Annotated in this window: 24 protein-coding genes; 20 read left to right on the top strand and 4 right to left on the bottom strand. The window is 31.7% G+C overall.

All coding sequences use genetic code 11. The features are described 5' to 3' along the window. The first annotated feature begins 5 nt into the window (after positions 1-5). From SULAR_RS04015 to SULAR_RS04000, 4 genes are all read left to right on the top strand, one after another. The gene (locus tag SULAR_RS04015) at positions 6-1,484 is read left to right on the top strand and encodes a DNA cytosine methyltransferase (protein ID WP_008243234.1); all 1,479 of its coding nucleotides are present in this window, start codon (positions 6-8) and stop codon (positions 1,482-1,484) included. Positions 1,485-1,761: 277 nt separating this feature from the next. Further along, positions 1,762-2,199: a hypothetical protein gene (locus SULAR_RS04010; protein WP_008243232.1), complete on the top strand. Its 438-nt coding sequence runs from the start codon at positions 1,762-1,764 to the stop codon at positions 2,197-2,199. After that, a complete protein-coding gene (locus SULAR_RS04005; protein WP_008243229.1) occupies positions 2,196-3,956 on the top strand; it encodes a hypothetical protein in 1,761 nt (586 codons plus the stop codon). The genes SULAR_RS04010 and SULAR_RS04005 overlap by 4 nt, the downstream gene beginning before the upstream one ends. Before the next feature lie 9 nt (positions 3,957-3,965). Then, a complete protein-coding gene (locus tag SULAR_RS04000; RefSeq protein ID WP_008243228.1) occupies positions 3,966-5,420 on the top strand; it encodes a hypothetical protein in 1,455 nt (484 codons plus the stop codon). A gap of 54 nt (positions 5,421-5,474) precedes the next feature. Here the strand turns inward: SULAR_RS04000 and SULAR_RS03995 are convergent, their stop codons facing one another. Continuing rightward, a complete protein-coding gene (locus SULAR_RS03995) occupies positions 5,475-6,011 on the bottom strand; it encodes a hypothetical protein (protein ID WP_188084877.1) in 537 nt (178 codons plus the stop codon). Positions 6,012-6,111: 100 nt separating this feature from the next. Here SULAR_RS03995 and SULAR_RS03990 point away from each other — a divergent pair, with 100 nt between their 5' ends. From SULAR_RS03990 to SULAR_RS03975, 4 genes are read left to right on the top strand one after another with little or no spacing between them, the layout of a single operon-like run. After that, a complete protein-coding gene (locus tag SULAR_RS03990) occupies positions 6,112-6,330 on the top strand; it encodes a hypothetical protein (protein ID WP_008243224.1) in 219 nt (72 codons plus the stop codon). Positions 6,331-6,342: 12 nt separating this feature from the next. Next, positions 6,343-8,274 carry a hypothetical protein gene (locus SULAR_RS03985; protein WP_008243221.1) on the top strand — a complete coding sequence of 644 codons (1,932 nt, stop codon included), beginning with the start codon at positions 6,343-6,345 and terminating at the stop codon, positions 8,272-8,274. Then, positions 8,267-9,025 (top strand): hypothetical protein, encoded by a 759-nt coding sequence (locus SULAR_RS03980; RefSeq protein WP_008243219.1) that lies wholly within the window; start codon positions 8,267-8,269, stop codon positions 9,023-9,025. Before SULAR_RS03985 ends, SULAR_RS03980 begins: the two co-directional genes overlap by 8 nt. Positions 9,026-9,028: 3 nt before the next feature. Beyond that, the gene (locus SULAR_RS03975) at positions 9,029-9,790 is read left to right on the top strand and encodes a hypothetical protein (protein WP_008243217.1); all 762 of its coding nucleotides are present in this window, start codon (positions 9,029-9,031) and stop codon (positions 9,788-9,790) included. A 204-nt stretch (positions 9,791-9,994) separates the two neighbouring features. Here SULAR_RS03975 and SULAR_RS03970 read toward each other — a convergent pair whose 3' ends face one another. Beyond that, positions 9,995-11,293 (bottom strand): DNA-directed DNA polymerase, encoded by a 1,299-nt coding sequence (locus SULAR_RS03970; protein ID WP_008243213.1) that lies wholly within the window; start codon positions 11,291-11,293, stop codon positions 9,995-9,997. Between the two features lie 92 nt (positions 11,294-11,385). Here SULAR_RS03970 and SULAR_RS03965 point away from each other — a divergent pair, with 92 nt between their 5' ends. Then, positions 11,386-12,054 (top strand): LexA family transcriptional regulator, encoded by a 669-nt coding sequence (locus tag SULAR_RS03965; RefSeq protein WP_008243212.1) that lies wholly within the window; start codon positions 11,386-11,388, stop codon positions 12,052-12,054. A 15-nt stretch (positions 12,055-12,069) separates the two neighbouring features. Here SULAR_RS03965 and SULAR_RS03960 read toward each other — a convergent pair whose 3' ends face one another. Together SULAR_RS03960 and SULAR_RS03955 are read right to left on the bottom strand one after the other, a co-directional pair. Beyond that, complete coding sequence (locus tag SULAR_RS03960) at positions 12,070-12,747, bottom strand: SOS response-associated peptidase (RefSeq protein WP_008243210.1); 678 nt, start codon at positions 12,745-12,747, stop codon at positions 12,070-12,072. A 149-nt stretch (positions 12,748-12,896) separates the two neighbouring features. After that, on the bottom strand, positions 12,897-13,652 hold the full coding sequence (locus SULAR_RS03955; RefSeq protein ID WP_008243208.1) for a hypothetical protein: 756 nt from the start codon (positions 13,650-13,652) through the stop codon (positions 12,897-12,899). Positions 13,653-13,897: 245 nt separating this feature from the next. Here SULAR_RS03955 and SULAR_RS03950 point away from each other — a divergent pair, with 245 nt between their 5' ends. From SULAR_RS03950 to SULAR_RS11290, 11 genes are all read left to right on the top strand, one after another. Further along, positions 13,898-16,018, top strand: coding sequence for an AAA family ATPase (locus SULAR_RS03950; RefSeq protein ID WP_008243206.1), 2,121 nt, complete (start codon positions 13,898-13,900; stop codon positions 16,016-16,018). A 56-nt stretch (positions 16,019-16,074) separates the two neighbouring features. Next, positions 16,075-16,278 (top strand): hypothetical protein, encoded by a 204-nt coding sequence (locus SULAR_RS03945; protein ID WP_008243203.1) that lies wholly within the window; start codon positions 16,075-16,077, stop codon positions 16,276-16,278. A 196-nt stretch (positions 16,279-16,474) separates the two neighbouring features. Then, positions 16,475-17,698, top strand: coding sequence for a PD-(D/E)XK nuclease family protein (locus SULAR_RS10890; RefSeq protein ID WP_008243194.1), 1,224 nt, complete (start codon positions 16,475-16,477; stop codon positions 17,696-17,698). Positions 17,699-17,718: 20 nt separating this feature from the next. Continuing rightward, a complete protein-coding gene (locus tag SULAR_RS03935) occupies positions 17,719-19,197 on the top strand; it encodes a DUF2779 domain-containing protein (RefSeq protein WP_008243192.1) in 1,479 nt (492 codons plus the stop codon). A 39-nt stretch (positions 19,198-19,236) separates the two neighbouring features. Continuing rightward, positions 19,237-19,983 (top strand): uracil-DNA glycosylase family protein, encoded by a 747-nt coding sequence (locus SULAR_RS03930; RefSeq protein ID WP_008243185.1) that lies wholly within the window; start codon positions 19,237-19,239, stop codon positions 19,981-19,983. A gap of 147 nt (positions 19,984-20,130) precedes the next feature. Next, positions 20,131-20,490, top strand: coding sequence for a DUF4116 domain-containing protein (locus SULAR_RS03925; RefSeq protein ID WP_008243183.1), 360 nt, complete (start codon positions 20,131-20,133; stop codon positions 20,488-20,490). A gap of 18 nt (positions 20,491-20,508) precedes the next feature. Continuing rightward, positions 20,509-20,733 (top strand): hypothetical protein, encoded by a 225-nt coding sequence (locus SULAR_RS03920; protein ID WP_008243182.1) that lies wholly within the window; start codon positions 20,509-20,511, stop codon positions 20,731-20,733. 68 nt (positions 20,734-20,801) lie between these two features. Continuing rightward, positions 20,802-21,719 (top strand): YafY family protein, encoded by a 918-nt coding sequence (locus SULAR_RS03915; RefSeq protein ID WP_008243181.1) that lies wholly within the window; start codon positions 20,802-20,804, stop codon positions 21,717-21,719. A gap of 527 nt (positions 21,720-22,246) precedes the next feature. Continuing rightward, complete coding sequence (locus SULAR_RS03910) at positions 22,247-23,086, top strand: hypothetical protein (protein WP_008243180.1); 840 nt, start codon at positions 22,247-22,249, stop codon at positions 23,084-23,086. Beyond that, positions 23,087-23,428, top strand: a complete 342-nt coding sequence (locus tag SULAR_RS03905) for a hypothetical protein (RefSeq protein ID WP_008243179.1) — start codon at positions 23,087-23,089, stop codon at positions 23,426-23,428. A 242-nt stretch (positions 23,429-23,670) separates the two neighbouring features. Then, positions 23,671-23,925, top strand: a complete 255-nt coding sequence (locus SULAR_RS11290) for a hypothetical protein (RefSeq protein WP_051002493.1) — start codon at positions 23,671-23,673, stop codon at positions 23,923-23,925. The last annotated feature ends 28 nt before the right edge of the window (positions 23,926-23,953 follow it).

The following is a 23,953-nucleotide window of genomic DNA, read 5'->3' as shown; positions in this document are numbered from 1 at the left end:
AGAGTATGCTTTTTAAAAATGTAAACAAGTTAACAGAAAAAAATGAGAAGAAATTCTTTATAGAAAAAATCAATATCATAAATGAACTGGTTAAAAAATATTGTCTAAAAGAGAATATAGATTTTAATGCTGTTGTTGCAGATGAAGACAGGGTATTTGCCGAACTGGTAAAAATAGGTTTTATCGAAAACAAAGAAGATATAGGAACAGCTCGGAAAATACTGGGCAGAGAATTTGATGTTTTGAGAAAAAGCCTGACAATATATTCACAACAAAACTGGCAGTTTCTAAACAAATTTTATAACTCATACAGACAGGAAGAACAGACAAAAAGCAGTAAAAGTGACAAACCAAAAATAATAGATTTGTTTTGTGGTGCCGGCGGTTTCAGTTTGGGCTTTATACAGGAGGGTTACAAAGTTGAGTTGGCCAATGATATTGAACCAGTAGCTCTGGAAACATACAAATACAATCATCCAGATATCAGTACGGATAAAATTCTAAGTGGTGACATAAAAGAGATAGTTAACAATATTGACAATCATGTTGACACAGATATTGATGTAATTATCGGGGGACCTCCCTGCCAGTCCTTCAGCAGTGCGAATCAGCAGAGAGTGATTGATGATCCGAGAAATGTACTGTACACCTATTATGTGAAGGCAGTTGAGAAAATACAGCCAAAATTTGTTCTTATGGAAAATGTAAGAGGAATGATAAAAGTTGCGGACCAGGTAGTAGAAGATTTCAACCGTATAGGTTATGATGTGGAATACAGACTGTTTGACTCCAGTGAGTTTTCTGTTGCACAAAAAAGAGTACGTTTACTTTATATAGGGGTAAATAGAGTGTATGCAAAAAAACACAATATAACTCCGTCCCAGCTTATGAAAGAGGTTGAATCTGAGATTAAAAACAAACCAAGGTATGTATTAAAAGATGCACTGGAAAATATAAAGCCTTTAGAGTGTCCAACAATTAAAAATACTACAGAGATTGATTGTGAGCTGTCAGGTAAGAAAATAGACATAAATATTTATAAAAACAAATCTAATGACTATATGAAGCTGGTTAACAATAATAAAGAATTTGATTTTACTTTCAATCACAAAGCCCGATACCAAAATGAAAACAATATAAAAATATACAAGACATTGCAACAAGGTGCAGATTCAACTTGTGAGTCAATAAAAGACATTATGCCATACAGTCACAGGAATCATGTATTTAAAGACAAATATTTTAAATTGATCGAAAATGAACCCTCAAGAACAATTACAGCCCACATGAAAATGGACTGTCATTCACATATACATCCTTCCCAAACAAGAAGTCTGACTCCACGTGAAGCTGCAAGAGTTCAGTCTTTTCCGGATGATTATATATTTATGGGAGCGTATTTGAAAACATACATGCAGATAGGGAATGCGGTTCCTCCGCTTATGTCACAGGTTTTTGCCAAAATTTTTAAAAATAATTTATAACAACTTTAATAATAACAGGATATTATCTATCTTCTAACTAAGTAGGAAAGTATATAGATGATTATATTTAAAACAGTGGCAAATCGTCAACTTTGTGAATATTCAGGAAGTGATAAATATATCAATGTAACTTCAGAAGAAATCTTCAATAAAATTTTTAATGGTATATTGGCTGGAAGTATTACAAGTATAAACAATTCAACTATTAGACAAGAAATAAAAGGTAAGACAACCAATATACATTTTACTACAATTGATTCTATTCTTGGAAAAAAATATGATACTTTTTTTTGCAAAAGGTTCAAGAGAGTTAAGATATCAGCTGACAAAATATGTTCAGCTTGAACAAATTATACCTGGTGACATTATTAGTATATTTATTGTAGAAGATGGAAGTAACTATAATATATCTATTAAATCAGAATCTATTTACAAATATATCTTAGAACGTAAATCAAGATCTGACAATAGGTACAGACTTATGATTGAGCATCCAAATAGTTCAAATAATGCTGGAATTGTACCAAACGAATTTACAGATGTTTATTTGAGTAAATTTGGAATTGACAAACTTGATGAAACAATTACTTTTGGTAAATCATCTACTCAATTTACACTTTATTCGCTAGAAAACTGTAATAAAACATTTATAGGGGTTCCATATGATACTACATTGGAATGTGATTGTTTTGATAAAGCAGAGGAGATTATATGAGTATATGGCTATGTAAAGAAAAAGAGAACTTGAATTTAAAAGATTTAGAGAATTATGGGAGTATACAAAATGGCGATACCATTTATGTTTATTCAGAAGATAATATTAATGGTGGTTTCAGCCTGATTCAACAGTTTACATTTGATGGTAGTGATTTGATTGAAAATGAAAGCTTCTCCTCAACAAATATTGATTTGCCATATACTTTGTTTTATCAAACAAAAAGATCAAACCGGCTTATTCAAATAAACAAGAATGAAATTGACTTTATTTTACAGAATACAGGAACAGAAAATCAAAAAGATATAAGAGAATTATTTGCAGATTATATTAATCATGATTGGAATATAGAGACAAAAAAAGTTGAAAAGAGAATTGAGTATTTAGATAAAATTTTGCCTGAGAGATTAGATAGTGAAAATCCTATAAGTATTTTTGAAATTTTTGATATAAATAAGTTAAAAGATATTGTAAATACTTTAAAAAAAGGCCATAGTAATTATGAATGGGACAGAAGCAAAGGTGGCGGTGGAGAAATCCAACAAACTTTAAATCAATACATAAAATTTGTAGAAAAAATGAAAAATGAAGATTTTGATGAACCTTCTGAAGAAATAGAAGACGATTCCAATATTGTAGATTTAGATAAAGATAGGTTTCAATCGTTTATTAAAAAAATTGAATATAAAGAGGAAGCTCAAATTGACAAGAAGTGGAAAAATATTGAATTTGTTATAGGACAACCAAATACTGGTAAAAGCTATAACTTTGAAGAATCTAGACTTTTAAATATTAAGTATAAAGATAATTATAGATACAAAAAGATACCTGTGTCTGGAGGTATTGGAAATGAATACAAAGGTCTACAAAATACAGATCTTGCACTGACTTTTGATCCTATAAAAGAAGAGATTAAATTTGGTGAGTTTTTGCAAGTGCTAATGTCTGCAATTGCAAATCCAAAAGTTCCTCATGTAATATTTTTGGATGACTTTCACAATCAGGATATTTCTTCTTTGATGTCTGAATACACACCTCTTTTCAAATCTCAGCAAATGAGAGACATAGGTAAAGTTGACACAGAACATGAAATATTCACCAGAACAAGTTATGCTGATGCGGATGAGTTCATAAAAACTTGGAACAACTTTGTTGAAAGCAACTGTAATGATATTCCACAAGTTCCACTGACAAACAGAATATCAGGAGAGTCACTCAATCTTGTATTCCCTTCAAATTTTTATTTACTTGGTGCGGCCAACTTTAATGAAAATACATTAAATATATTTGCAGACTGGGAAGACAGAGCAAAAATTACTTACAAAGACCCTATTGAGACTTTTGATCTTGAAAATGATGAAAGTGGTTTTGTTGAGTGTTGTAAAAAACTAAATACTAACCTAAGGTTAATTCTTGAAAAAAACAACATATTTGATTACGAGAAGTATTGTTTTGGTATGTGGAAGATTGTAGATTCGGAAGGAAAACCAATTAGTCAATCAAATAAACAAGCTGAAGTTTTCAAGTTTTTATTTGGCATGATAAAGAATGCACTTAGATTTAACAATAAAAACAGTGAAATCAACAAGATAGGTTGGAACTTAATCACAAATATGTATAGCAGTAGTGACAATGAGTGGTTTAAAACATTTCTCAAAAAAGAACTTAAGGATAAAGAATTAGATTATACTACAGATGAGATCAGTTACAAGTATAAAGTTTTACACAAACTTAATATCTACGAAGATGAAATATAATAAACAATAATGATTTTAACTGATCAAAAAGACAATCATTTATATCTTGTCATACAAGACTTTGAAGATGACATTGAAACTGTATATTCCAAAATACAGACTTTTCCTTCCAACACACCGAATCTCATAAAAAAGATTTTGGACAAGAACTTTTTTTCAGTTACACTGGAAAGGCAGAGAAGCTATATAAGCAGTATAACAACATATATCGATGGTATTTACGAAAATGATCAACAATATTTTCTTCATCTTTATATTTTGCCCAAAGATCTGGATATCCAAGATAACGAAACAGATACAGATGAACAAAAGATAGAAAAATGTGAACAATTGTCCTTTAAGCTTTTTAATCTCTACTCCCAGCTAGGTTTGGGAGAGAGGGGTATGGAACTTTTCCGCCACGACAGAGGAAAAAGTTTTCTTCAGCTTGAAGCAGCCTTCTATATAGACAAACTGGATAGGCTTTACAGTTATCTGTTAAATTACAAGGCACATCATGCCAACAAAGTGATATGCAGTGACAAGAAGATCGGTATAGAGATTTATGAGCTGAACAGACTGGAAAGCAACCCTCTGAAAAACTACCAGTTTATTAAAGTTGCATATCAAAAGGAGTTAATCCATTTTATCTATTCTATTCTGTCCTTTTTGAAAAAATTCAGAATTGAGGTATTCAGATCAACATGCGATGAAGAGTTTGGATTCTTGCACAAGAAGATTAACAGAATAAACAATCTTCTGCTTAAAATATCTACCCACAAGGATATGGTAGATAATGGTATCAAAAACGACAATGACAGTCTAGAAAAATATTTAAAACAAAACAAAAACAAAAAAGAAATAAAAAGAAATAGAAAAATATTTACATTGATTGAATCGATATTTTATACACAATTAAGTGAAGATGTACAGTTTTTCCAAAGTCTGGATCTGCCTACAATTTTTGAAAAGATTACAGAACAGAAGCTGGTACACTACTCAGAAAAGTTGTATATAGGAGATGAAAAAAATAAACAAATAACATTTAAGGGCAAGAAAGATAAAAAGCTGAATAATGAAAATTTTCTTGTCAAAGTGAATGGGAAAAAAAGAAAAAGACAATATCCAGATTTTTTACTTAAAGATGATATAGAAGGTACAGAAGTGTATCATATAATGGATGCAAAGTATAAACTCGTAGACAAAGTAGTAAACGAAGCTGATATAAGACAAATATTGGTTTATTCTATTCTGTTTAACAAAGCATATTCAAAAGAACTCTCAAACCAAAAGAATATTAAAAAGGTCATTGTCTATGCCGACAAATCCGTAGTTGACCTTGACAACATTGATACTTTGTCATTAAATACTGATCCCATTGATTTGTTTGATATTGAGCCCGATATTATATGTAATGACAATGTTCTTGATTCCCAAATTGAATATATAGGAATTAAAACATTGAAAAATTGCTCTGGGGTGTAAGGCTGGAATCTTTTAGTAGAAAAGTTCATAGGATAAAGATAATATATTGATCTATTATGAATAAGGAATTTCAATAACTTTAAAGTTAAAAACATCATTATTGAAAGGATACTTCATTTTGAATATCCGATTTTTGTAACTGTCTAAAACTTTTGGATATACTAAAGCTGCATAGATCTCTTTTTGTACATTTGGATCTTTTCTTAGTTCAACATCACGCTGAAGCTTGATTACATCTTCAATTTTCAATCCACAAGACTTATCACTGTTATTTTCAAAAATTTTCCATTTTGCGTCTATAATAATTATTTTATCATCATTCCCAAGTATATAATCAGGATTGGATGTACGCTCGGATATGTAAACTTTTTCACTTGAAATTGTATATTTTGAACTTGTTGCTGAATTAATTTTATCAAATTTTATAGTGCAGTTATTTATATTAAAATAAGGATTGTCGGGTGTCATGATCTGTTGATAAACATACCATTCATACAGGCGGTTCGGGCAAAGTAAAGTGCTGTCATGTGATTTACTTTTGTTACTTCTTTTTTTGTTGGTACCACTGGAGTAATACTCTGCTCCCAACAATGTATATTTTTTACATATTTTTAAAATATATACTATATTTTAAAAATACAGTTGACATTTATAGTTATAATTAGTACAATTTTAAAATAAGGAGAAAAATATGGGATCTAGAGATAAATTTGTAGAACTTGCAGAAAAAAGAGTAACCAAAGCCTTAAAAGATATTCACTTAATTGGAAATCTTAGTAATAAAAATAACTATGAATACACAGAAGTAGATTATAAAAAAATAATTAATGCTTTGGACAATGCTGTAAAAAATGTAAAAAAGAGATTTGAGGAAAATTCTAAAGAAGAACATACCGAATTTAAATTATAAGGAGTAATTGCAATGTGGCGATATAAAAAATTGGCCGATGACGATAAAGAACGTGATCCGATGCAGGATGCGTTCTTTACTATTGAAAATATTGAAGAACACACACAAGCACTTGTTAGGGAAAGTACTCAAAATACACTTGATGAATCTACATCAGACAAAGTAAAAATACGGATTTATATCTCATCTGAGAGCGCCTTTCTTTCTCCTTCTGAAGTAAAACATTATTTTACAGATGCTGCACAACACTTTAAAAGCAAAGATTCCGGATTGGAAAATGTACCTGATATAGAAAATGAAAAATGCCGATTTATGGTATTTGAGGACTTCAATACACGCGGTCTTACAGGTGATGTCACTCAATATCATGGTGTAACAAACAAAGAGAATAGGTTCTACTATTTTTTACGTGCTGAAGGAAAATCAGGTAAAGGTGATTCGGATAGAGGAAGGTGGGGGATTGGTAAATATGTTTTTCCCCGTTCAAGTCGCATAAAATCCTTTTTTGCACTTACGGTCAGAGAAGATGATGGGAAAGAGTATCTTTCCGGTCAAAGTGTATTGAAAACACATACTATAGATAATGATACATTCTCACCTGATGGATGGTGGGGAAAACATGAGCCAAAAGTTAATTTGCCTATCGACGATTCAGATGATATAGCTTTATTTAAAGATACATTCAATGTTTCAAGGAAAAATGATGAACCTGGGCTAAGTATTGTTATTCCCTATTTGGAAGAGGATATAACTATTGAGAGTCTGATTTCATACATGATCCAGGAATATTATCATCCTATTAACTTTAATAAACTTGAAGTTGAAATATATGACGATATCAATACTTGTGTGATAACCAGTGATAATCTTCTTGAAAAAATTGAAACACATGTCAAGGATCCTGAAAAAAGCGAAAAAATTGTCAATATAATCAATATGTGTAGTAATGCGCTTGAACAGATAGAAACCAAAAAGTATTTTGAATTGGAAAAACCGAAAATAGGACAGACAATAAGGATTACCAAAGATCAGGTATCTGAAACTGATTTGGAGTTGATGAAAGAAAAATTTCACAATGAAGAGTTAATCACAGTCCGTATACCTATAGATGTCCACATGACTGATGATACAGTAGTAGAAAGCTATTTTGATGTATATATAAAGAAAAATTCAAAATTGGGCAACGGAATACCTGTTTTCATAAGAGAAGGCATTCTAGTTCCCGACCCTGCCAAATCTGTAAGTAAAGCCAGTGATGTATTGTCAGTTGTACATATTTATCATAAAGATTGCAATATAAAAGAAGGTATTGCTACTCTAATGGGGAATGCTGAAAACCCTGCTCATACAGAGTGGCAGTTCAGGTCAGAAAAAATGCAAAAATATAAATATCCAAAGGCATATGTAAACTTTATAAAAAGATGTGTGTATGACATTGTTAAACTAACTGATGAAAATACAGAAAAAGATGTGCTCACTCTTCGTGACTACTTTCCTTCACCATTACCAAATCCTGACGGAAAAGAAAGTACAAATAAAAAACAGAAAAAAAAGCCCAAAAGTAAAAAAACGAAGGATGATATTCCAGTAAGGTCTATAAGCAAGCCGGTATACACAATAGATGAAATTCCAAATGGTGTTATAATCAGAGGTATTGATGAATCAATTAATGAGCCCCAGCAGTTTGCAGTTAAATTTGCATATCTAACAAAAGACGGCAATCCTTTTCAACAATGGACACATCTTGATTTTCAACTTGGGAAAGATATTAAAATATTTTCTATAGGAACAGGAATGTCAGGAGAAATCTCAATTGATGAAAAAAAGCATAATCGTCTTCTGTTCAATGTAAACAATAATGATTTTAAAGTAACAGTTACAGGGTTTGACACCAATAGGGATATTGCCGTTGATGTATCGCGAAAGAGGATTGAAAATGCATAAGTTTAATTATACACATCGTCAGAAACTTATAAAGTCGGATATTGGGATAAGTACTTTTGTGAATGACAAGAATTTATGTTTTTATTTACATTCACTTGATCTTGAAAGATATGAATTCCCGGAAGAAGCAGAGATCTCTCTTGAAGCAAAACGTCTTACAACACATATGCAATTCTCTCTTGGTACAATTGCCAATCCTGAGTTTAGACCACATAAAAATATTTTATCCGAATTTCATGATCCTTCGGAGATTCAATTTCGTGTTAAAATTATTGAACCTGCTACTGGTATGTTACTTGGCGAAGTCGATAATCTGAAAGCCGGTTCTCCGAATGATGATGAGAGTGGTCTTGGAGATTCATTGTTGCCGATCATGTCTGAAAATCTTGAAGATATGGTTTGGTTTCTTGATATGACTGATACAGGCCCAGTACTTTTAATTAACAGTAATCAGATTAAAAGTGATGTTAGTACTTCAGACAGCTTCAGAGCTCTTGTTTTTCCTCAAATAATCTATCAGATTTTCACACATATTTATTATATTGAAAAATTGGATTACGATGAAGAAGACACAGATTACTGGGTTCAATTATGGTATAAGTTTGCTATAAAGGAAATGGGCAGTCAAACTTTACCTCCGCCAATTGATGCAGAAAACACCGATATAAAAGACTGGATAACTCAGGCAACAGCTACATTTGCAAAAAGATTGGATTGTAATCGTCTTTATACTAAATTGATGGAAGGATAAGATATGCGTTTAAAAAAAATGACAGATTTGGGTCTAAAACAATTTACTAAATATTTATCCGAACTTCGTGCTGGAAAAAACTCTGAGTATCCTAAATTTATTCTTGAAGATGATGAATACTCGGAACCATATGGATCTGAGGCTATTGAAGTTGTTGAAAAAAAGTTTGAAACAAAGCTTGAAATGCTTCAGGAGATAGATAATATTTTAAAAAATCCAAATAGAAAAGATGTAGATTCTGATACACATCTTTGGGCATGGCTATCTCTCTTTTATTTTGAATCAATAGTTAAAAAAGATAAAAACGGAAATATTGCACTGGAATCAACAAATATATCATATATTCCAGAGATCACAATATGGAATAGGTATTACAAACATAAAATTTTAGGCCCTTACTTAATTTACAAAATGCATCAGGATCATTTGGAAGATACTTATCCTCTACTGAAAACAAGACCTGATCAAATGGGAGAATTTATGGGTAATGTTATGGGAAGACAAAGTATGGTAAGTAATAAAACTATTATTAAACTTCTTAAAAAACTTTACTGGGATGAAAAGAATGAATCTTTGAAAAAGGGAGCCAGTTCGAGGATTGGTAAAAGTGGTAGTTCGGCAGGGTCTGGATCAATAAGCAGACTAGGTGTTTATCTTAAGCAGCTTGATATGACATATGATTTACATTCGATACCACTTGAAAAACTTTTGGAACTTCTTCCAAAAGAATATAATAAGTTTAAATATAAAACAAGTTTGTTTTAACTGATGGGAATAGTGATATAATCTCATATGGTAGATCACACTTTTGCAGCGGTTTTGTCAAAAATATAGCCTAAATACAGAAAAAGCACATTTTTGCAACGGTTTAATTACTAAACATCATATTTTTACGGTGGATTTACCGAAAAAAATGTTTCTGAAGGAGTAAACCGCAGCAACTTGTCGCCATAGGAATAAAAAACCGAGCTAAACTGTCGCTTTCATTTTTTCACTCCCATATCGAACAATGTCCACACCATACTTATCTCTGATCTTGAGAAGTCCAGCATTAAGGCTTGCCATTTTTTTATCTTTGTCATGTTCAAGCAGTGAATAGGTTTTTAGATTACTTGGAGTCATAAAATTTGAAGCGTTCATGGCAATGTAGTGGATGGCATAGTCGGGATACTTATCCAACTTTCGGATGGTTTCTAGTGCCAGGTCAATAAAGAAGCGTTCGTTGAAAAGCCTGTGATATGTGACAGATATTTTACTCGAATATCCAAACTCATAGCGTATCTTGAAATAAAAGGTAAGTGGTGATACACCCAGTTTCACAATACTGTGGCTAAGATACCTGGCTAGAATGGTAACTCTTCTAAAGATCTCATCTCTGTTGTGTATGGCTTTAAAGTTCCTACTCATGCCAATACCTCGTCTGTCATGATAGGGAATGACCGCTTCATTGTCTGTGCCGCAGACCCTTTTATAAAGGTCTCTGCCTATTTTACCATAACAGTTCAATAGAGAAGGGCATTCTCTAAGTTCTCCCAAATTTTTAATACCATGAGAAGAGAGCCTTCTAAAGATAGATCTTCCGATACCGGGAAAATCCTCTATGGGAATATGGGCAGTCTCTTTGCGTAGCTCATGATCATAGAGCACCATCGCACCATAGGGTTTAATCTCATCAGTGAGAAGTTTGGCGATCCACTTGGAGCGGCTTGCACCAATTGAGACAGGCAGGTCGAACCGTCTTTTAATATCATCACGGAGTTCAGTGATGAAATCCTGTGTATCCTCCTCTTTGATCCATCCTGTCAAATCCCCAAAGAACTCATCGATGGAGTACTGCTCCAGTACAGGTATCTTGGCTTCAAGATATCGTTTGAGCTTTTGTGAGAGCTCCTGGTAGAACATGTGGTCACTAGGCAGTACCAGCAAATCATTGCAGAGTGTAAATGCCTCTACAAGTGGTGTTCCGGTTTTAATTTTGTATCTTTTTGCTTCATAGCTCTTGGCAATCACAATACCTCGTATAGAACCATCAGGATCAATAAACTCATTCTTCCAGGCATTCAGAATATCTTCATGTTTGGGATTTCTAAATTCAAGTACCGAGTTAAATGCCCTTGTATCACCTAAAAGTACCCCTTCTTTTTTACCATCGGAAAAAATGCGTTTATCGCTACCTTTGACGATCACCACGTTTTTGTTTTTTAAAAAAGGGTAGCGTGTACGCTCTGCGGAGACGAAATAGCAGTCTAGATCAAGATGAATTTTCATTTATTCTCCTTCTATAAATTTTACTAAGTTTAATTATTTTTTGAAAAATGAATAAAATAATTGATAAAATATCAACTAATAAGGAGTATTACATGAATAACCATGAGATCATTGAAAAGCTCAAAGATATTATCAGTCAGGAAGTACCTGGGAGTATTGTCTATGAAAAGGATGTGGCGAAGGCTCTTGGTATGTCAAAAGAGTCCTTTAGCCATTTTAAAAAACGTGGCAGTGTGCCTCTTGAACAGATAGCCTACTTCTGTGCAACACGAAAGATCTCTATCAATTGGATACTTTTTGATCAAATGCCAAAGTCACTTGAAGAGGAGACAGAAAAGTACACCCGTATCAAGTACTTTTCCAAGATCAATGCAGGAGCAGGGGGTGGAACATTTAATGAGGAATCGGAGTATGAACTTATTAGCATGGACAAAGTATTGCTTGATACGCTTTACCGTTCACACAATGCCAACTCCAAACATATAGCAGCGCTCAATGTCATGGGGGATTCTATGGAACCGACCTTGCAGGATAAGGAAGTCATTCTGTTTGATAAAGAGGACAAAGACTTTACCAAAGGAGGTATCTACATAGTCTCAACGAATGCAGGGCTTTTTGTGAAACGTATCGCGCAGCGTATTGATGGAACGATAGAGCTTATCAGTGATAACAGGAACTACAACTCTGAAGTGATCAATGAAGATGAGATGTCAGGGGTATCAATCATTGGTAAAGTGGTAGGAAAAGTAGGAATTGTTTAAATATGGTAATGATTGTTAAAACAGTGCATTGCTTCTTGGCTCTATACATTGTGCTGTATTGTTTGCAGGAGAGTTCACAAATTTAGAGACCTCGTAGGCCTGCATCGCTTTGTCACTAAAAGGTTTTAGTAGCGGTGTCAAGACTTCACTCTCATGAATGTCTGCATCAAGCCATAGATGCCAATCCTTTGGTTCCAGTATGACAGGCATCCTGTCATGAATTGGTTTCATCATATCATTGGGTGTGGTAGTGATAATCGCGGAGGATATGATATCTTTGTCAGTGGAAGGATCATGCCAGGTATCACAGATCCCTGCAAGGGCAAAGTAATTAGACTGGGTAGGATATATCCAGTAGGGTATTTTATGATCTCCCTCTTTTTTCCATTCATAGAAGCCGTTGACAGGAATAATGCATCGGTTGGATCTAAAGGGTGTTTTGAAGGTAGGTTTTTGGGCAAGGGTTTCTGCTCTGGCATTGATGGGCTGAAACTTGGTATCTTTTGCCCAATGAGGGATGAGACCGAATCTTGTGTATTGATAGACTTTATTACTTGTTAGTGTTGCGATTGGTTGTGAAGGTGCAATATTGTAGCTTGGCTGTAATGTGAGATTACGTTCTACCGTTCTAATGGTTTTTATAACCTCTTCTAAAAACTGTTTATCGTCATGGAGGGCAACACGTCCACACATAGGGTATTTCTCTTTTCACTTTTTACTATAATACAAAGTCTATACTAAAAAAATGTTTTGACAAACAGGACTTTATAATCTATATTCTGCAAACATTATAATATATATAAATTATAGGAATCATCACATAATACTATATTAGGTTGTCATTATATTTCCGATTCATTTGAAATATAGTCTATAATATCTTGATAATATTCAAATTTGGATTTTTTTGCTTTGTAACGAATAGTAGATGGGTGCCAAGTTCTAAAACAAGTAGTATCACCAACTTTAAATTTCCATAATGAACGTTTTTCAATTACTTCACTTTCGCTTATAAGTTCACCCAAAAATTCTTTTATGATGTCATCATATGTGTAACTTGTAGCGAAGATAATGTAATCAGGCTTCAATATTTCAAGTTCTTCAAGAAATATCTTTTTAGATATAGATACTATTTGTGTATTAGACTTTGAGTTTCGAGAATACTTTTTCCCTCTTTCTAAATCCATTTTTAATAAGTTTGACCAAACCAAAGCACCAGGCATTCCATTACATAAGGCTTTACTTACTTTTTTGTATTCAGTAAAAAATGGTGTACTGTATTTTTCTGCCTTATAGCTTTTTAATTCATTTATATTGTTTGATTTTGGAACTTCACCGCCAAAGAACTTTACTCGGTAACGATCTTTTAGTATGTCAATAGCATTCTCAACTTCCAAAAAATGTTCTAGTTTACCCCACCACTTATTTGTCTCTTTCCCTACAAAAAGGATTCTAGTATCAGCTTGTAAATAGTTTTGATTAATATTTAAAAGATGCGGAGCAGATATTTTTCCTAAAATATTTGGAGGAAATATGCTTTGAAGTTCTTCCTTATCTAGAACTCGCGTATATAACTCATCCAACTTATTTTGTACCATTATTACATCCTTATTAAAGATTTTGCCTAGTGTCGTAAAAACTACTTCTTCCCTTTTGAAAAGTGTCTTAATTCTATCATAAAGTGTTAAAACCATTTCTATTTTATTCGTTAGTTCACTAATGCTTTTATTTTATAAATACCTATTTTAGATCTAAGTGGTAAATTATTTCTTTATTTGATTAAACCAGACATTATGCTGTCTCAAAGCAATACTATACTTGAAAAATCAAGAAGGAGTTGCATATGAGAATAAAAAGACAAAGACGAAATTTACCTGACTTATCATTAGGTTTTGAAAAAACTGATTTTGTAGAACGAGAACTTATAAACAAGATATCTCTTTGGATATTAAGAATTTTACTGAATCTTGGTGGGCATAGAGAATTCATTGACTCCAATGGTTATCTCTCAGAAGAAAAATTAGCTTACTTTTTAGATATTGGTAAATATGTTGATATGGATGTATCCGAATATAATAGAGCAGAGGTGTTAATACAATTAAAAAATAAACTCAGAAAATTACAAACACAAAATACCTTCACTACATCAGAAATATTAGCTACTAATATACGACAAATTTCAAATTTAGTACACTTAAATAAGTACGAAGAAGCCATTCTTGAGTTCGTTATACTTGTAAAACAGTATGACATACTTGATCTTGCTGTTGGTCAACTTGGGAATGATTTAAACTCAACCCGGGTAAAAAAAGTATTAGGTGTGATTTTAGATATTCCAAAAAATGAAATAGATAAGGCTTTTTCTACAAATTCAAAACTAGTTAAATCATCTTTAGTAGTATTGGATAAAAGAAATACAACAAATACGTTGGATAGAAAACTTGACTCTGTCAGTGATGAGTTTATAGATAATATGTTGAGCCTCAATGAAGATATTTCAGTTATGCTAAAAGATTCTGTTCAATCTTGTGAGAAAAGTAAGTTGACGATAAAAGATTATACACATATCAGTAAAGATATGGAGATCTTAGTCCCTTATTTAAAAAAGGTGATTGCTACAAAACAATGTGGTGTTAATATTCTTTTTTATGGTTTGCCTGGAACAGGAAAAACTGAACTTGCAAAAGTTTTGTCATCATATTTAAAGACAAATCTTTTTGAAGTGAGCTATACCGATGAAGATGGTGAGCCTATAGATGGCAGCAAGAGATTAAAAGCATATAAAACAGCTCAGGCATTGCTTGGGAATAAGAAAACATTGCTTATGTATGATGAGGCAGAAGATATTTTTGAAAGTAATAGCGGCTTTTTTGCTCCTAAACGACAAAAAGACAAAGCGTGGATCAACAGAGTACTGGAGACTAATGTGATTCCCACTATTTGGATTACAAATAATATCCACAGTATTGATAATGCATTAGTTAGAAGATTTGATATGAGTATAGAGATCCCTATACCTGCTAAATCCAAAAGAGAAGAAATTATACAAACATACAGTAATGATTTATTGAATCAAGAGACTATTGAAATGTTGGCAAAAAATGAAAATATAGCTCCAGCACTTATATCTAAAACAGCAAAAGTAATAAATTCTATAAAGAGTAAAAATAGCATAAAGTCTTTTACTCATTTATTGAATAATACATTAAAGGCACAGGGTTACAGTGAGATAAAAAAAGACACTTCTCTTATGCTTCCTAAATCCTATAACCCTGAATATATTAATACTGATATAGATCTAAAAGAGTTAGCTAAAGGTATCAACAAACATCCTAATGCAAGAATTTGTCTCTATGGTGTACCAGGTACAGGAAAGAGTGCTTTTGGTAAATGGATAGCAGAATATATTGATAAACAATTTCTACTCAAAAAGGGTAGTGATCTAATCTCTAAATGGGTTGGTGAAACAGAGAAAAATATTGCTAATGCTTTTAGAGAAGCTAAAGAAGAAGATGCTGTACTGGTATTTGATGAGGTGGATAGTTTTTTACAAGATAGACGCTCTGCTACAAACTCATGGGAAGTGACACAAGTCAATGAGATGCTGGTTCAGATGGAGAACTTTAACGGAATTTTTATAGCCACTACGAATCTAATGTCAGGATTGGATCAAGCAAGTCTCCGTAGGTTTGATATGAAGCTAGAATTTGGTTATTTACAACCTAAGCATGCCTGGAAACTTTTTAGAGATGAATGCAAAATATTAGGATTGGATATAAAAGATAAAAATCTCTATAAGCAGAAAATACAAAGATTAAATCAACTTGTTCCTGGTGATTTTGCAGCAGTAAGACGACAGAGTAGATTTAAACCATTGAAGAGTGCAGAGATATTTTTAGAAAGACTAAATGAAGAGACCCTGGTTAAAGAAAATGAATCATCTAATAAGATTGGATTTATTTGATATGAATATACAGAATACAGGTACAGTAAAAATTAGTATAAATAAAAGGCACTAGAATGAAACAACAATTTAACGAATATGGTAAAGGTAAATACCTAGGTTCAGGCGAAGATATGGCAAAACATAAGTTTGATGCTTATAGGGTTAATGATGAGATACATATCGTATATGAAAGTGGTAATGTAGCAACTCAGAATATACATGAAGTAAAAGACAATATGGATAAGTACCTATGGACACCATATGTGATGTTTGTGTAAATACATGTAGTAGTTATGTATTCTAAGAGTATAAAATAGAGTAATTTTAATATTTAAGTTGCCAGGAGGATAATTAATGTAATCATCTTAAAAAAAATTTAAGTTATATAAATATTACATCGATTGATTATAATATTTTAAAATGCAGTTTACAAAAGCATTGTGAATACATTAAAAATAGATATTGGAGGTGGCAATGAGCAAAACAGAAAATAAATTAGCTGTGATAGAAAATTTTATTTACAATGATGATATATCAGTATATTTACAAAAGATAAATCAAAGTTTTTTAGATTTTAATGTATTAGAAATTACAGGTATGGGGGCACAAGAAATAAAACATTCTAGTGTGTTGTCCTGGATGCTGGGTGATAATGAACATAATCAAGGATATGGAATTTTTATAGATTTTCTAAAAAAGATATATTTAAAGAATAATTGTAATGATAAAAAATTGCAAGAGTATATATATATTTCAACTAAGTACAATTTAAATGTCTATAGAGAAAGAGATGATATTGATATATTAATTGAAGATGAAAAAAATAAAAAAATTTTTGTTATAGAAAATAAAGTTTATTCTAGAGAAAGGAGAGATGGTGAGGATGGTGGACAATTAGAGAAATATGAAAAAAAAGTAAAGTCCAAATATCCTAAATACGATATTTATTATATTTTTTTAACACCAAATTTTGATGATGCCTCAAAAGAGCATTGGTTAAAAGCTGATTATGAAATGATTTCAAATATTATAACGGATATTTTGATACAAAATGAATTATCATCAAATACAAAGTTGGTTTTCGAAAGCTATACGGATTTATTAAAAAGAAGGAACATTGTGGAAAATAGAGAGATTCAAGAACTATGTGAAAAAATCTGGGCAAACAAAGAGTACAGTAAAGCACTGGATATTCTATATAACTATAGAGTTGATATTAAGTCAGAGATTAGTGACTATCTACAAGATAAGTTGAGTCAATTTCAAGATGAACATGTAGAAGTTGATTTATCAAATAAAAACCTTATTCGTTTTGCTGATATAAGGTGGGACGACATTCCTGGACAGAAAAGTGGCAAGGGGCAATGGACAAAAAGTGATAGAGTATTACTATATGAATTTTATTATACTGCTAGTGGCTTGACTTTAAAATTAATCATCGGTCCAGGGGATGAATTATTTAGAGAAGATATTTTTAGAAAGCTAAAAGATTTAAAGAATTTTAATCCAGGTAAAAACTTAGCATTAAAATGGAATACGGTATGGACATGGAAAAAAAGTATTATTTCTCAAAGTGATATTGATGAAAATGATATGGATATACTGAAGAATAAAATAGATATTTTTATAGAAGATTTTTTCAGAGAAGATGGCCAGTTCAATCAGCTTTCAACCATAATACTTGAGCTACTCAGATAATAAACAAGGATTTTCTAACAATGAACCTATCAAAATCACTTTATACAAGAGGACTGCAATGCTCGAAATCTCTATGGCTGAAAAAATATAAAGCAGATGTGCTTACTCCGCCAGATGCATCAGCCAAAGCTATATTTGAAACGGGAGATAAAGTGGGGGCATTAGCCTGTCAACTTTTTCCTGAGGGTAAAGAAGTACCATTTGAGGGTACAACTTTTGATGAGAAAATAGCTCTTACCAAAAAATGGATGGATGAAGGTGTTCAAAATATATACGAGGCAACATTTAAATATGATGATATTCTAGTAATGGTAGATGTCCTTCATATCAATGAAGATGGTAGCGTAGAGATAAATGAAGTGAAGAGCTCCACTGAAGTAAAAGAAGTTTATTTGCATGATGCTTCCATACAATACTATGTACTTAATGGCCTAGGTTACGATGTTAAAAAAACAAATATTGTTCATATCAACAATAAGTATGTAAGAGATGAGGAACTTGAAATAGATAAGCTCTTTTCAATTGTAGATGTATCCGATGAGGTATTAGACCTGCAGGCAGATATTCCTACATATCTACAATACTTTCGCAAGCAGTTAGGCAATAAAGATGTAGAACCAGATATTGGGATAGGTAAACATTGTACTGATCCATATGATTGTGATGCAATAGAGTACTGCTGGAATCATATCCCTGAATATAGTATTTTTAATATTTCACGATTGAAAAGCGATAAAAAGTTTCAGATGTATCATGATGGTATCATAGAGTTTGAACATATTACAGATATATCAAGTTTTTCTACCTCTCAACAAGTACAAATAAAGTCTGAGCAGACAAATAGTTCCATTATCAATAAAGATGCTATTCAAGAGTTCATAGACGGGCTAACGTATCCTATCTATCATTTGGATTTTGAAACATTTCAGCAAGCCATACCTGAATGGAAAGGTATAAGTCCATTTATGAAGATTCCATTTCAGTACTCGCTTCATGCAGAGCATAAAGATAAACCTTTAGAACATTATGAGTTTCTGGCTGAAGAAGGAATAGATCCACGATATGAGTTGGCAAAAAGGTTGGTGGAAGATATACCAACTGATGTAACTGTACTTGCATACAATATGGGATTTGAGAAAGGTGTGATTCGAGAATTAGCAGCTATGTTTGATGAATTTGCACCAGAACTTTTAGCAATACATGACAATATACAAGACTTAATGATGCCATTTCAAAAGAAAGACTGCTATGTACCTTCTATGAGAGGAAGCTATTCGATAAAGTATGTCCTGCCTGCACTTGTTCCTGAAATGGCACAAGCCTACAAAGAACTCGATAGTGTTCAAAACGGTGGTGATGCTATGCAGACTTATGCAAAGTTGGCTCATATGGAGGATAAGGAAGAAGTAGCGAGACTTAGAGAGGCATTGTTAAGATACTGTGAGCTTGATACTTTGGCTATGGTTAAAGTTTTGGAAAAATTAAAGGACGTTACTTAATGAATAGTAATATTATAAAAATAAAAGTGGGAGTTAAGTATGCAAAATACATTTAATAATTATAAAGAAATTATAAAAAAAACAGATTATGCAAATAAAAAATTTGAAGATATTGATACTTTGACGATTCAAGAAGTAGATAAAATTAAAATTTCATATGCACCTTTTGACTATATTAATAAAGATGCAAAAGTTGTTATATGTGGGATAACTCCAGGGTTCACTCAAGCGATAAATGCTTTAACTAAAGCATCTGAACTTCTCAATTATGATAATGTTTTACAAGAGCATGAAATCTTAAAAGAAGTAAAAAAATGTGCTAGTTTCAGTGGAGCAATGAGGGATATATTGATCAATATGCTTGATGATATTGAATTGAATGAATTTTTAAATCTTGAATCTTGTGAAGAATTATTTGATACTAGAGAAGACTTAATACATTATACATCTTTACTGAGAAATCCAGTTTTTATAAATGGCAAAAATTATAGTGGTAGTGGTCCAAAGATCTTAAAAAATAAATTATTAGAGTCAGAACTTGAAAATTTTAAAAATGAGATTTCTGTATTATCAGATAATACAATTTACATACCGCTAGGTAAACGTGTTGAAGAGGTTTTTAAGACTCTGCTAAAAGACGAAACTGTTCAACTAGATGAATCTCAGGTACTTTTTGGGCTTCCTCATCCATCTCCAGCAAATGGATGGAGAAAAAGACATTTTGTACAAAATAAAAATGATTTGTTAGAACAAATAAAATCTTTAAGCTATACAAAATCAAACTAACATTGAAAATAATTTGTTAAAAACTACAACGGTTATAAAAGAAAAAAAGTTTTTATAACTAGATAACTTAATAAATCAATGCAACCAGACATAAAGCTGTCATTTTAAAACACTATTCTTATATATTATTAGATTAGAGGTGTTAAATTGAATAAGATAGTTAATAAAGAAGAAGCATTTAATACTGTTAAAACAGATGGAATGCAATTAAGAAAATGTTCTGGCGATCTTAGAAACGATAAAGAGATAGTATTAGAAGCTGTAAAAAATAATCCTCACTCATTACAGTTTGCTGATGATAAACTACAAAATGATGAAGAATTGTTATCCTATGTTACTAAAGATGATAGTTATTATTATAATTTAGTAGATCCCCGCAATGGATTTAGATATGATATCCCTTTGTTAAGTCCGAATGATCCAGTGTATTACTTCAAATACATAAGATATATGAAGATGAAAGAACAAAATGAAGATACATTTGAAAAGATATTGAGATGGGATTAAAAGTAGAAGAAGATATATATGAAACAAAGACTAGATAAATTATGGAAATTCATCAGTGAACATTTAGAAGTGAATTATGGTTATCTACCTAAACTACCTATGGATTATGAAGATGATGTCCGTGTAGATGAATACATTGAAGAGATAAAAAATGATTTTAAAGATATGAGAGAACAGGGGTTGATCTATGAAGAATCTAGACAAGAAAGCATTGATATTTTAAAAAAACTAAATGACATATAACTTCTAAATAGCTAGACAGTTAGTTGTCGAAATAATGTTATAGTATAATAATCACCAAGGGAAATACGATGGCAACACATGAATATGACACAATCTTAGATCGGCTTACAGAGATACTTGCTCGACTAAACAACGGGGAAGCTCTTTCTGTTAAAGAGTTGGCAAAGGATTTTAATGTAAGTGACAGAACCATTCAGAGAGATTTCAATAAGAGGCTTGGTCTTCATTATCCTATCTACCGAGATGGGAAAAAATGGAAGATGCAAGATGGTTTTAAACTCGAAAAACTCTCATCTGTTGAAGATACTGTTGTACTTGACATTGTACAAAGATTGGTAGAAGGTGCTGGAACTACGTTTGCTGCAAAAGCAAACAAATTGCTTTCAAAGATTAAAAATGAATCTTTAAATCCTATCTATGCAAAACTCGATATGGAAGATATAGGTGATAAGCTACAAGAGATCCAGAAGCTGGAACATGCAATAAAAGAAAAAAGACAAATTAACTGTTTTTATACACCACTTGATCAACCTACTGTTCAAATAGATTTAAAGCCTCTTAAAATAGCCAATTACGAAGGTTACTGGTATCTCATAGCACTTGATAGCCGTAATGATATTCTTAAGAAGTATTACCTGAAAAGTATCAAGCAAATAACGATACTAGATACAACTTTTGAAAGCAATAAAAAACTTGATAAGTTATTGGATAATTCTATTTCTGTTTGGTTCAAAGCTGAGGTTGAACCATATAGAGTTACACTTCAAATATCTTCCAAGGTGGCAGAGTATTTTACTCGTAAACCCATTTCAAAATCTCAGATTACAGAATCTGTATATGAAGATGGAGGTATGGTTGTAAGTATAGAAGTTACTGACGATAGGGAGATTATACCTTTTGTGAAATATTGGATACCACATATTAAAGTATTAGAACCTACTAGGATACAAGATGCTATAGAGAGTGATTTAAAAGTGTATATATAAAAACCCGTATAAAATAAGTCTATTTTCTTTTTTAACTCTGCCAAATATGTATGTAACTTGTACACCAATAGCCAATTTTTTATTTACAGATGCCCTAGGGCGTTTAAGGGATTTTATCTAGTGTTCGAATCTCTCATGTCCATTATTCACAAAGACCAAATATATGGGCAATAAATCACCTTTTTGATCTTGCTGTATATTCTAAATAAATAGCTGAACGATTCAAGTATTATTTCGAGTAGATTTGGATACGGTTAACTTTTACATTAGCCGAAGAATATAAATTAGATACGCTTGATTTTATGTTTTCTTATATGTGACGGTCGGTCTCAAAGTGAAGGTTGTAGGGTGAGAGTTACCTTTGATCAAATACCAGTAATTCCACTAGAGAGTTATATCTGATATTTTTTCAAGAATATGTAATTCTAACTATCTTTCTATTTTTATTAGGTCATAATTATAGATATAAAATAATTAAGATATAATTTATTAGAAAAATATATAAGATATCACAAAGATTTCAATAAATGAATTACAACAAAAATTCCTTTCAAGCAGTTTACAATTTATATGCAAAGCAAACGTGGTTATTAGATAAAAAACATGAATTAGCGGAACTAGTTAAATTTTCTGGAGAAGACATGTCCCTTGTCGTTTCTTTACTTGAACGTTTTGTAAACATAGAAGACAAAGCATTAAACTTTTATTTAGATCAAATGAGTGATTTTATTATTAATCATTCTAGCTATTCTGAGGCAACTGCTCAAATAGTCGCAATGTCATACGATGGACAAGCAGATAGTGGTCAAAAAACTTTAGACCAAATCAAAATACCTTTATACAAAAATGGTTGGAAAGATGTTCAAACTGTAAATACTATAGGTGGTGCTGTTAAACAATACAAGAAAGGTAAAACAGAGATAATAGTAGTTGATGAATTTATAGGTAGTGGACTTACTGTATTAAATAGAGTTAAAAAACTACGTAGTGATATCAACCCTCATATAAACATCACATTTTGTATTCTCGCAGGTATAAAAGATGCTGTCGATCTAGTTGCACAGCAAGGCATAAATATTTTTTGTCCACTGCAATTAGAGAAGGGTATTTCTGGGTATTATACAGGTTCAGAATTAACAGATGCAATAGCATCAATGAAAAATTTAGAACAAAAACTTGCAAAGAAAATAAAAGATAAAAATCTAAGTGATTATTCCTTTGGATATGGTCATGCTGAAGCCTTACTAACAATGGAAGGATGTAATGGAAATACACCAAATTCTGTCTTTCCAATTTTTTGGTGGGTTAAAGACAAAGACAATAAAGATAGAGATACTTTACTTACAAGATATGAAAGAGGGTTTTAAATGACAAAACTAGAAAGGCTAATCTTGAAAGATTTGTATGAAAGTATAGATGGGCTATATCTATTCACTTTCTATTCAAGATATAAAATTGAACCAGACGCAATATATACGTTCGTTGAAAAATATAAATCAAAAGGTATAATTAACGATACATCGGATAAAATTATTATTACTGATGAAGGACGAAACATTATTATGAAACAATTGTTTTATAATAAACCTAGTAATGGTAAAAAGTTTAATATTCCTGAAGAGTTTTTAGTTGATAAGATTGGAATTAATCAGCCATTTTTACCAAATATAAAAGAAGTTCCAGAAGACATATTGAAGCGTCCTATATAACATGGTATTAGAAACTAGCATTAAGGAAGTGTAGTCGCTTCCGAGAGTTAAGGTGAGTTTTATCCTAAAGGGTTCTATTTGAAATCGAAGATTTCAAATAGAACCCAGCACACTATGCAAAGCATAGCTTTGCTCGCATCAAAATAATTTTATCGCCGCGAACGTCAATAAAATCAATTTGATGCATAAGCTAAAGAAAAGAAAGTAGTTAACTAATACCATGTTATATAGGACTTGAAAAAATGTCAAATAAAAAAACTTTTAATGAATGGAAAAAATATTACGAAGCAAAAGGAATTTCTCCAGAAATTCAAGAGCAATATCTTACATATATTAAAAAATTATTAAAAAACAATGCACCTATCATTTTTAATTTCGAACACTTATCACTCTTATTGGGGAGAAAAACTTTTTACTTAGCATCAGTTGTAAACTCGCCGAACAATCATTACCGTGAATTTAAAATAAAAAAAGAAACTCTTCCGATCATCGGATAATCACTTCACCATATCCTGCTTTAGCAGA

Source organism: Sulfurovum sp. AR, assembly GCF_000296775.1.
Classification (GTDB): Bacteria; Campylobacterota; Campylobacteria; order Campylobacterales; family Sulfurovaceae; genus Sulfurovum; species Sulfurovum xiamenensis.
This window is presented reverse-complemented; position numbering and strand designations above follow the sequence as displayed.

What these genes read in the sequence shown, in the direction of transcription:
- SULAR_RS03980 (WP_008243219.1), top strand. Translation starts at nt 8,267, where the DNA reads ATGCATAAGTTTAATTATACACATCGTCAGAAACTTATAAAGTCGGAT.
- SULAR_RS03960 (WP_008243210.1), bottom strand. Translation starts at nt 12,747, where the DNA reads ATGTGTGGACGTGTTGCCCTCCATGACGATAAACAGTTTTTAGAAGAG.
- SULAR_RS03970 (WP_008243213.1), bottom strand. Translation starts at nt 11,293, where the DNA reads ATGAAAATTCATCTTGATCTAGACTGCTATTTCGTCTCCGCAGAGCGT.
- SULAR_RS03935 (WP_008243192.1), top strand. Translation starts at nt 17,719, where the DNA reads ATGAACCTATCAAAATCACTTTATACAAGAGGACTGCAATGCTCGAAA.
- SULAR_RS03915 (WP_008243181.1), top strand. Translation starts at nt 20,802, where the DNA reads ATGGCAACACATGAATATGACACAATCTTAGATCGGCTTACAGAGATA.
- SULAR_RS03910 (WP_008243180.1), top strand. Translation starts at nt 22,247, where the DNA reads ATGAATTACAACAAAAATTCCTTTCAAGCAGTTTACAATTTATATGCA.
- SULAR_RS03930 (WP_008243185.1), top strand. Translation starts at nt 19,237, where the DNA reads ATGCAAAATACATTTAATAATTATAAAGAAATTATAAAAAAAACAGAT.
- SULAR_RS04000 (WP_008243228.1), top strand. Translation starts at nt 3,966, where the DNA reads ATGATTTTAACTGATCAAAAAGACAATCATTTATATCTTGTCATACAA.
- SULAR_RS03945 (WP_008243203.1), top strand. Translation starts at nt 16,075, where the DNA reads ATGAAACAACAATTTAACGAATATGGTAAAGGTAAATACCTAGGTTCA.
- SULAR_RS03990 (WP_008243224.1), top strand. Translation starts at nt 6,112, where the DNA reads ATGGGATCTAGAGATAAATTTGTAGAACTTGCAGAAAAAAGAGTAACC.
- SULAR_RS03965 (WP_008243212.1), top strand. Translation starts at nt 11,386, where the DNA reads ATGAATAACCATGAGATCATTGAAAAGCTCAAAGATATTATCAGTCAG.
- SULAR_RS04010 (WP_008243232.1), top strand. Translation starts at nt 1,762, where the DNA reads ATGATACTTTTTTTTGCAAAAGGTTCAAGAGAGTTAAGATATCAGCTG.
- SULAR_RS03975 (WP_008243217.1), top strand. Translation starts at nt 9,029, where the DNA reads ATGCGTTTAAAAAAAATGACAGATTTGGGTCTAAAACAATTTACTAAA.
- SULAR_RS03985 (WP_008243221.1), top strand. Translation starts at nt 6,343, where the DNA reads ATGTGGCGATATAAAAAATTGGCCGATGACGATAAAGAACGTGATCCG.
- SULAR_RS11290 (WP_051002493.1), top strand. Translation starts at nt 23,671, where the DNA reads ATGTCAAATAAAAAAACTTTTAATGAATGGAAAAAATATTACGAAGCA.
- SULAR_RS10890 (WP_008243194.1), top strand. Translation starts at nt 16,475, where the DNA reads ATGAGCAAAACAGAAAATAAATTAGCTGTGATAGAAAATTTTATTTAC.
- SULAR_RS03955 (WP_008243208.1), bottom strand. Translation starts at nt 13,652, where the DNA reads ATGGTACAAAATAAGTTGGATGAGTTATATACGCGAGTTCTAGATAAG.
- SULAR_RS04015 (WP_008243234.1), top strand. Translation starts at nt 6, where the DNA reads ATGCTTTTTAAAAATGTAAACAAGTTAACAGAAAAAAATGAGAAGAAA.
- SULAR_RS03920 (WP_008243182.1), top strand. Translation starts at nt 20,509, where the DNA reads ATGAAACAAAGACTAGATAAATTATGGAAATTCATCAGTGAACATTTA.
- SULAR_RS03950 (WP_008243206.1), top strand. Translation starts at nt 13,898, where the DNA reads ATGAGAATAAAAAGACAAAGACGAAATTTACCTGACTTATCATTAGGT.
- SULAR_RS04005 (WP_008243229.1), top strand. Translation starts at nt 2,196, where the DNA reads ATGAGTATATGGCTATGTAAAGAAAAAGAGAACTTGAATTTAAAAGAT.
- SULAR_RS03905 (WP_008243179.1), top strand. Translation starts at nt 23,087, where the DNA reads ATGACAAAACTAGAAAGGCTAATCTTGAAAGATTTGTATGAAAGTATA.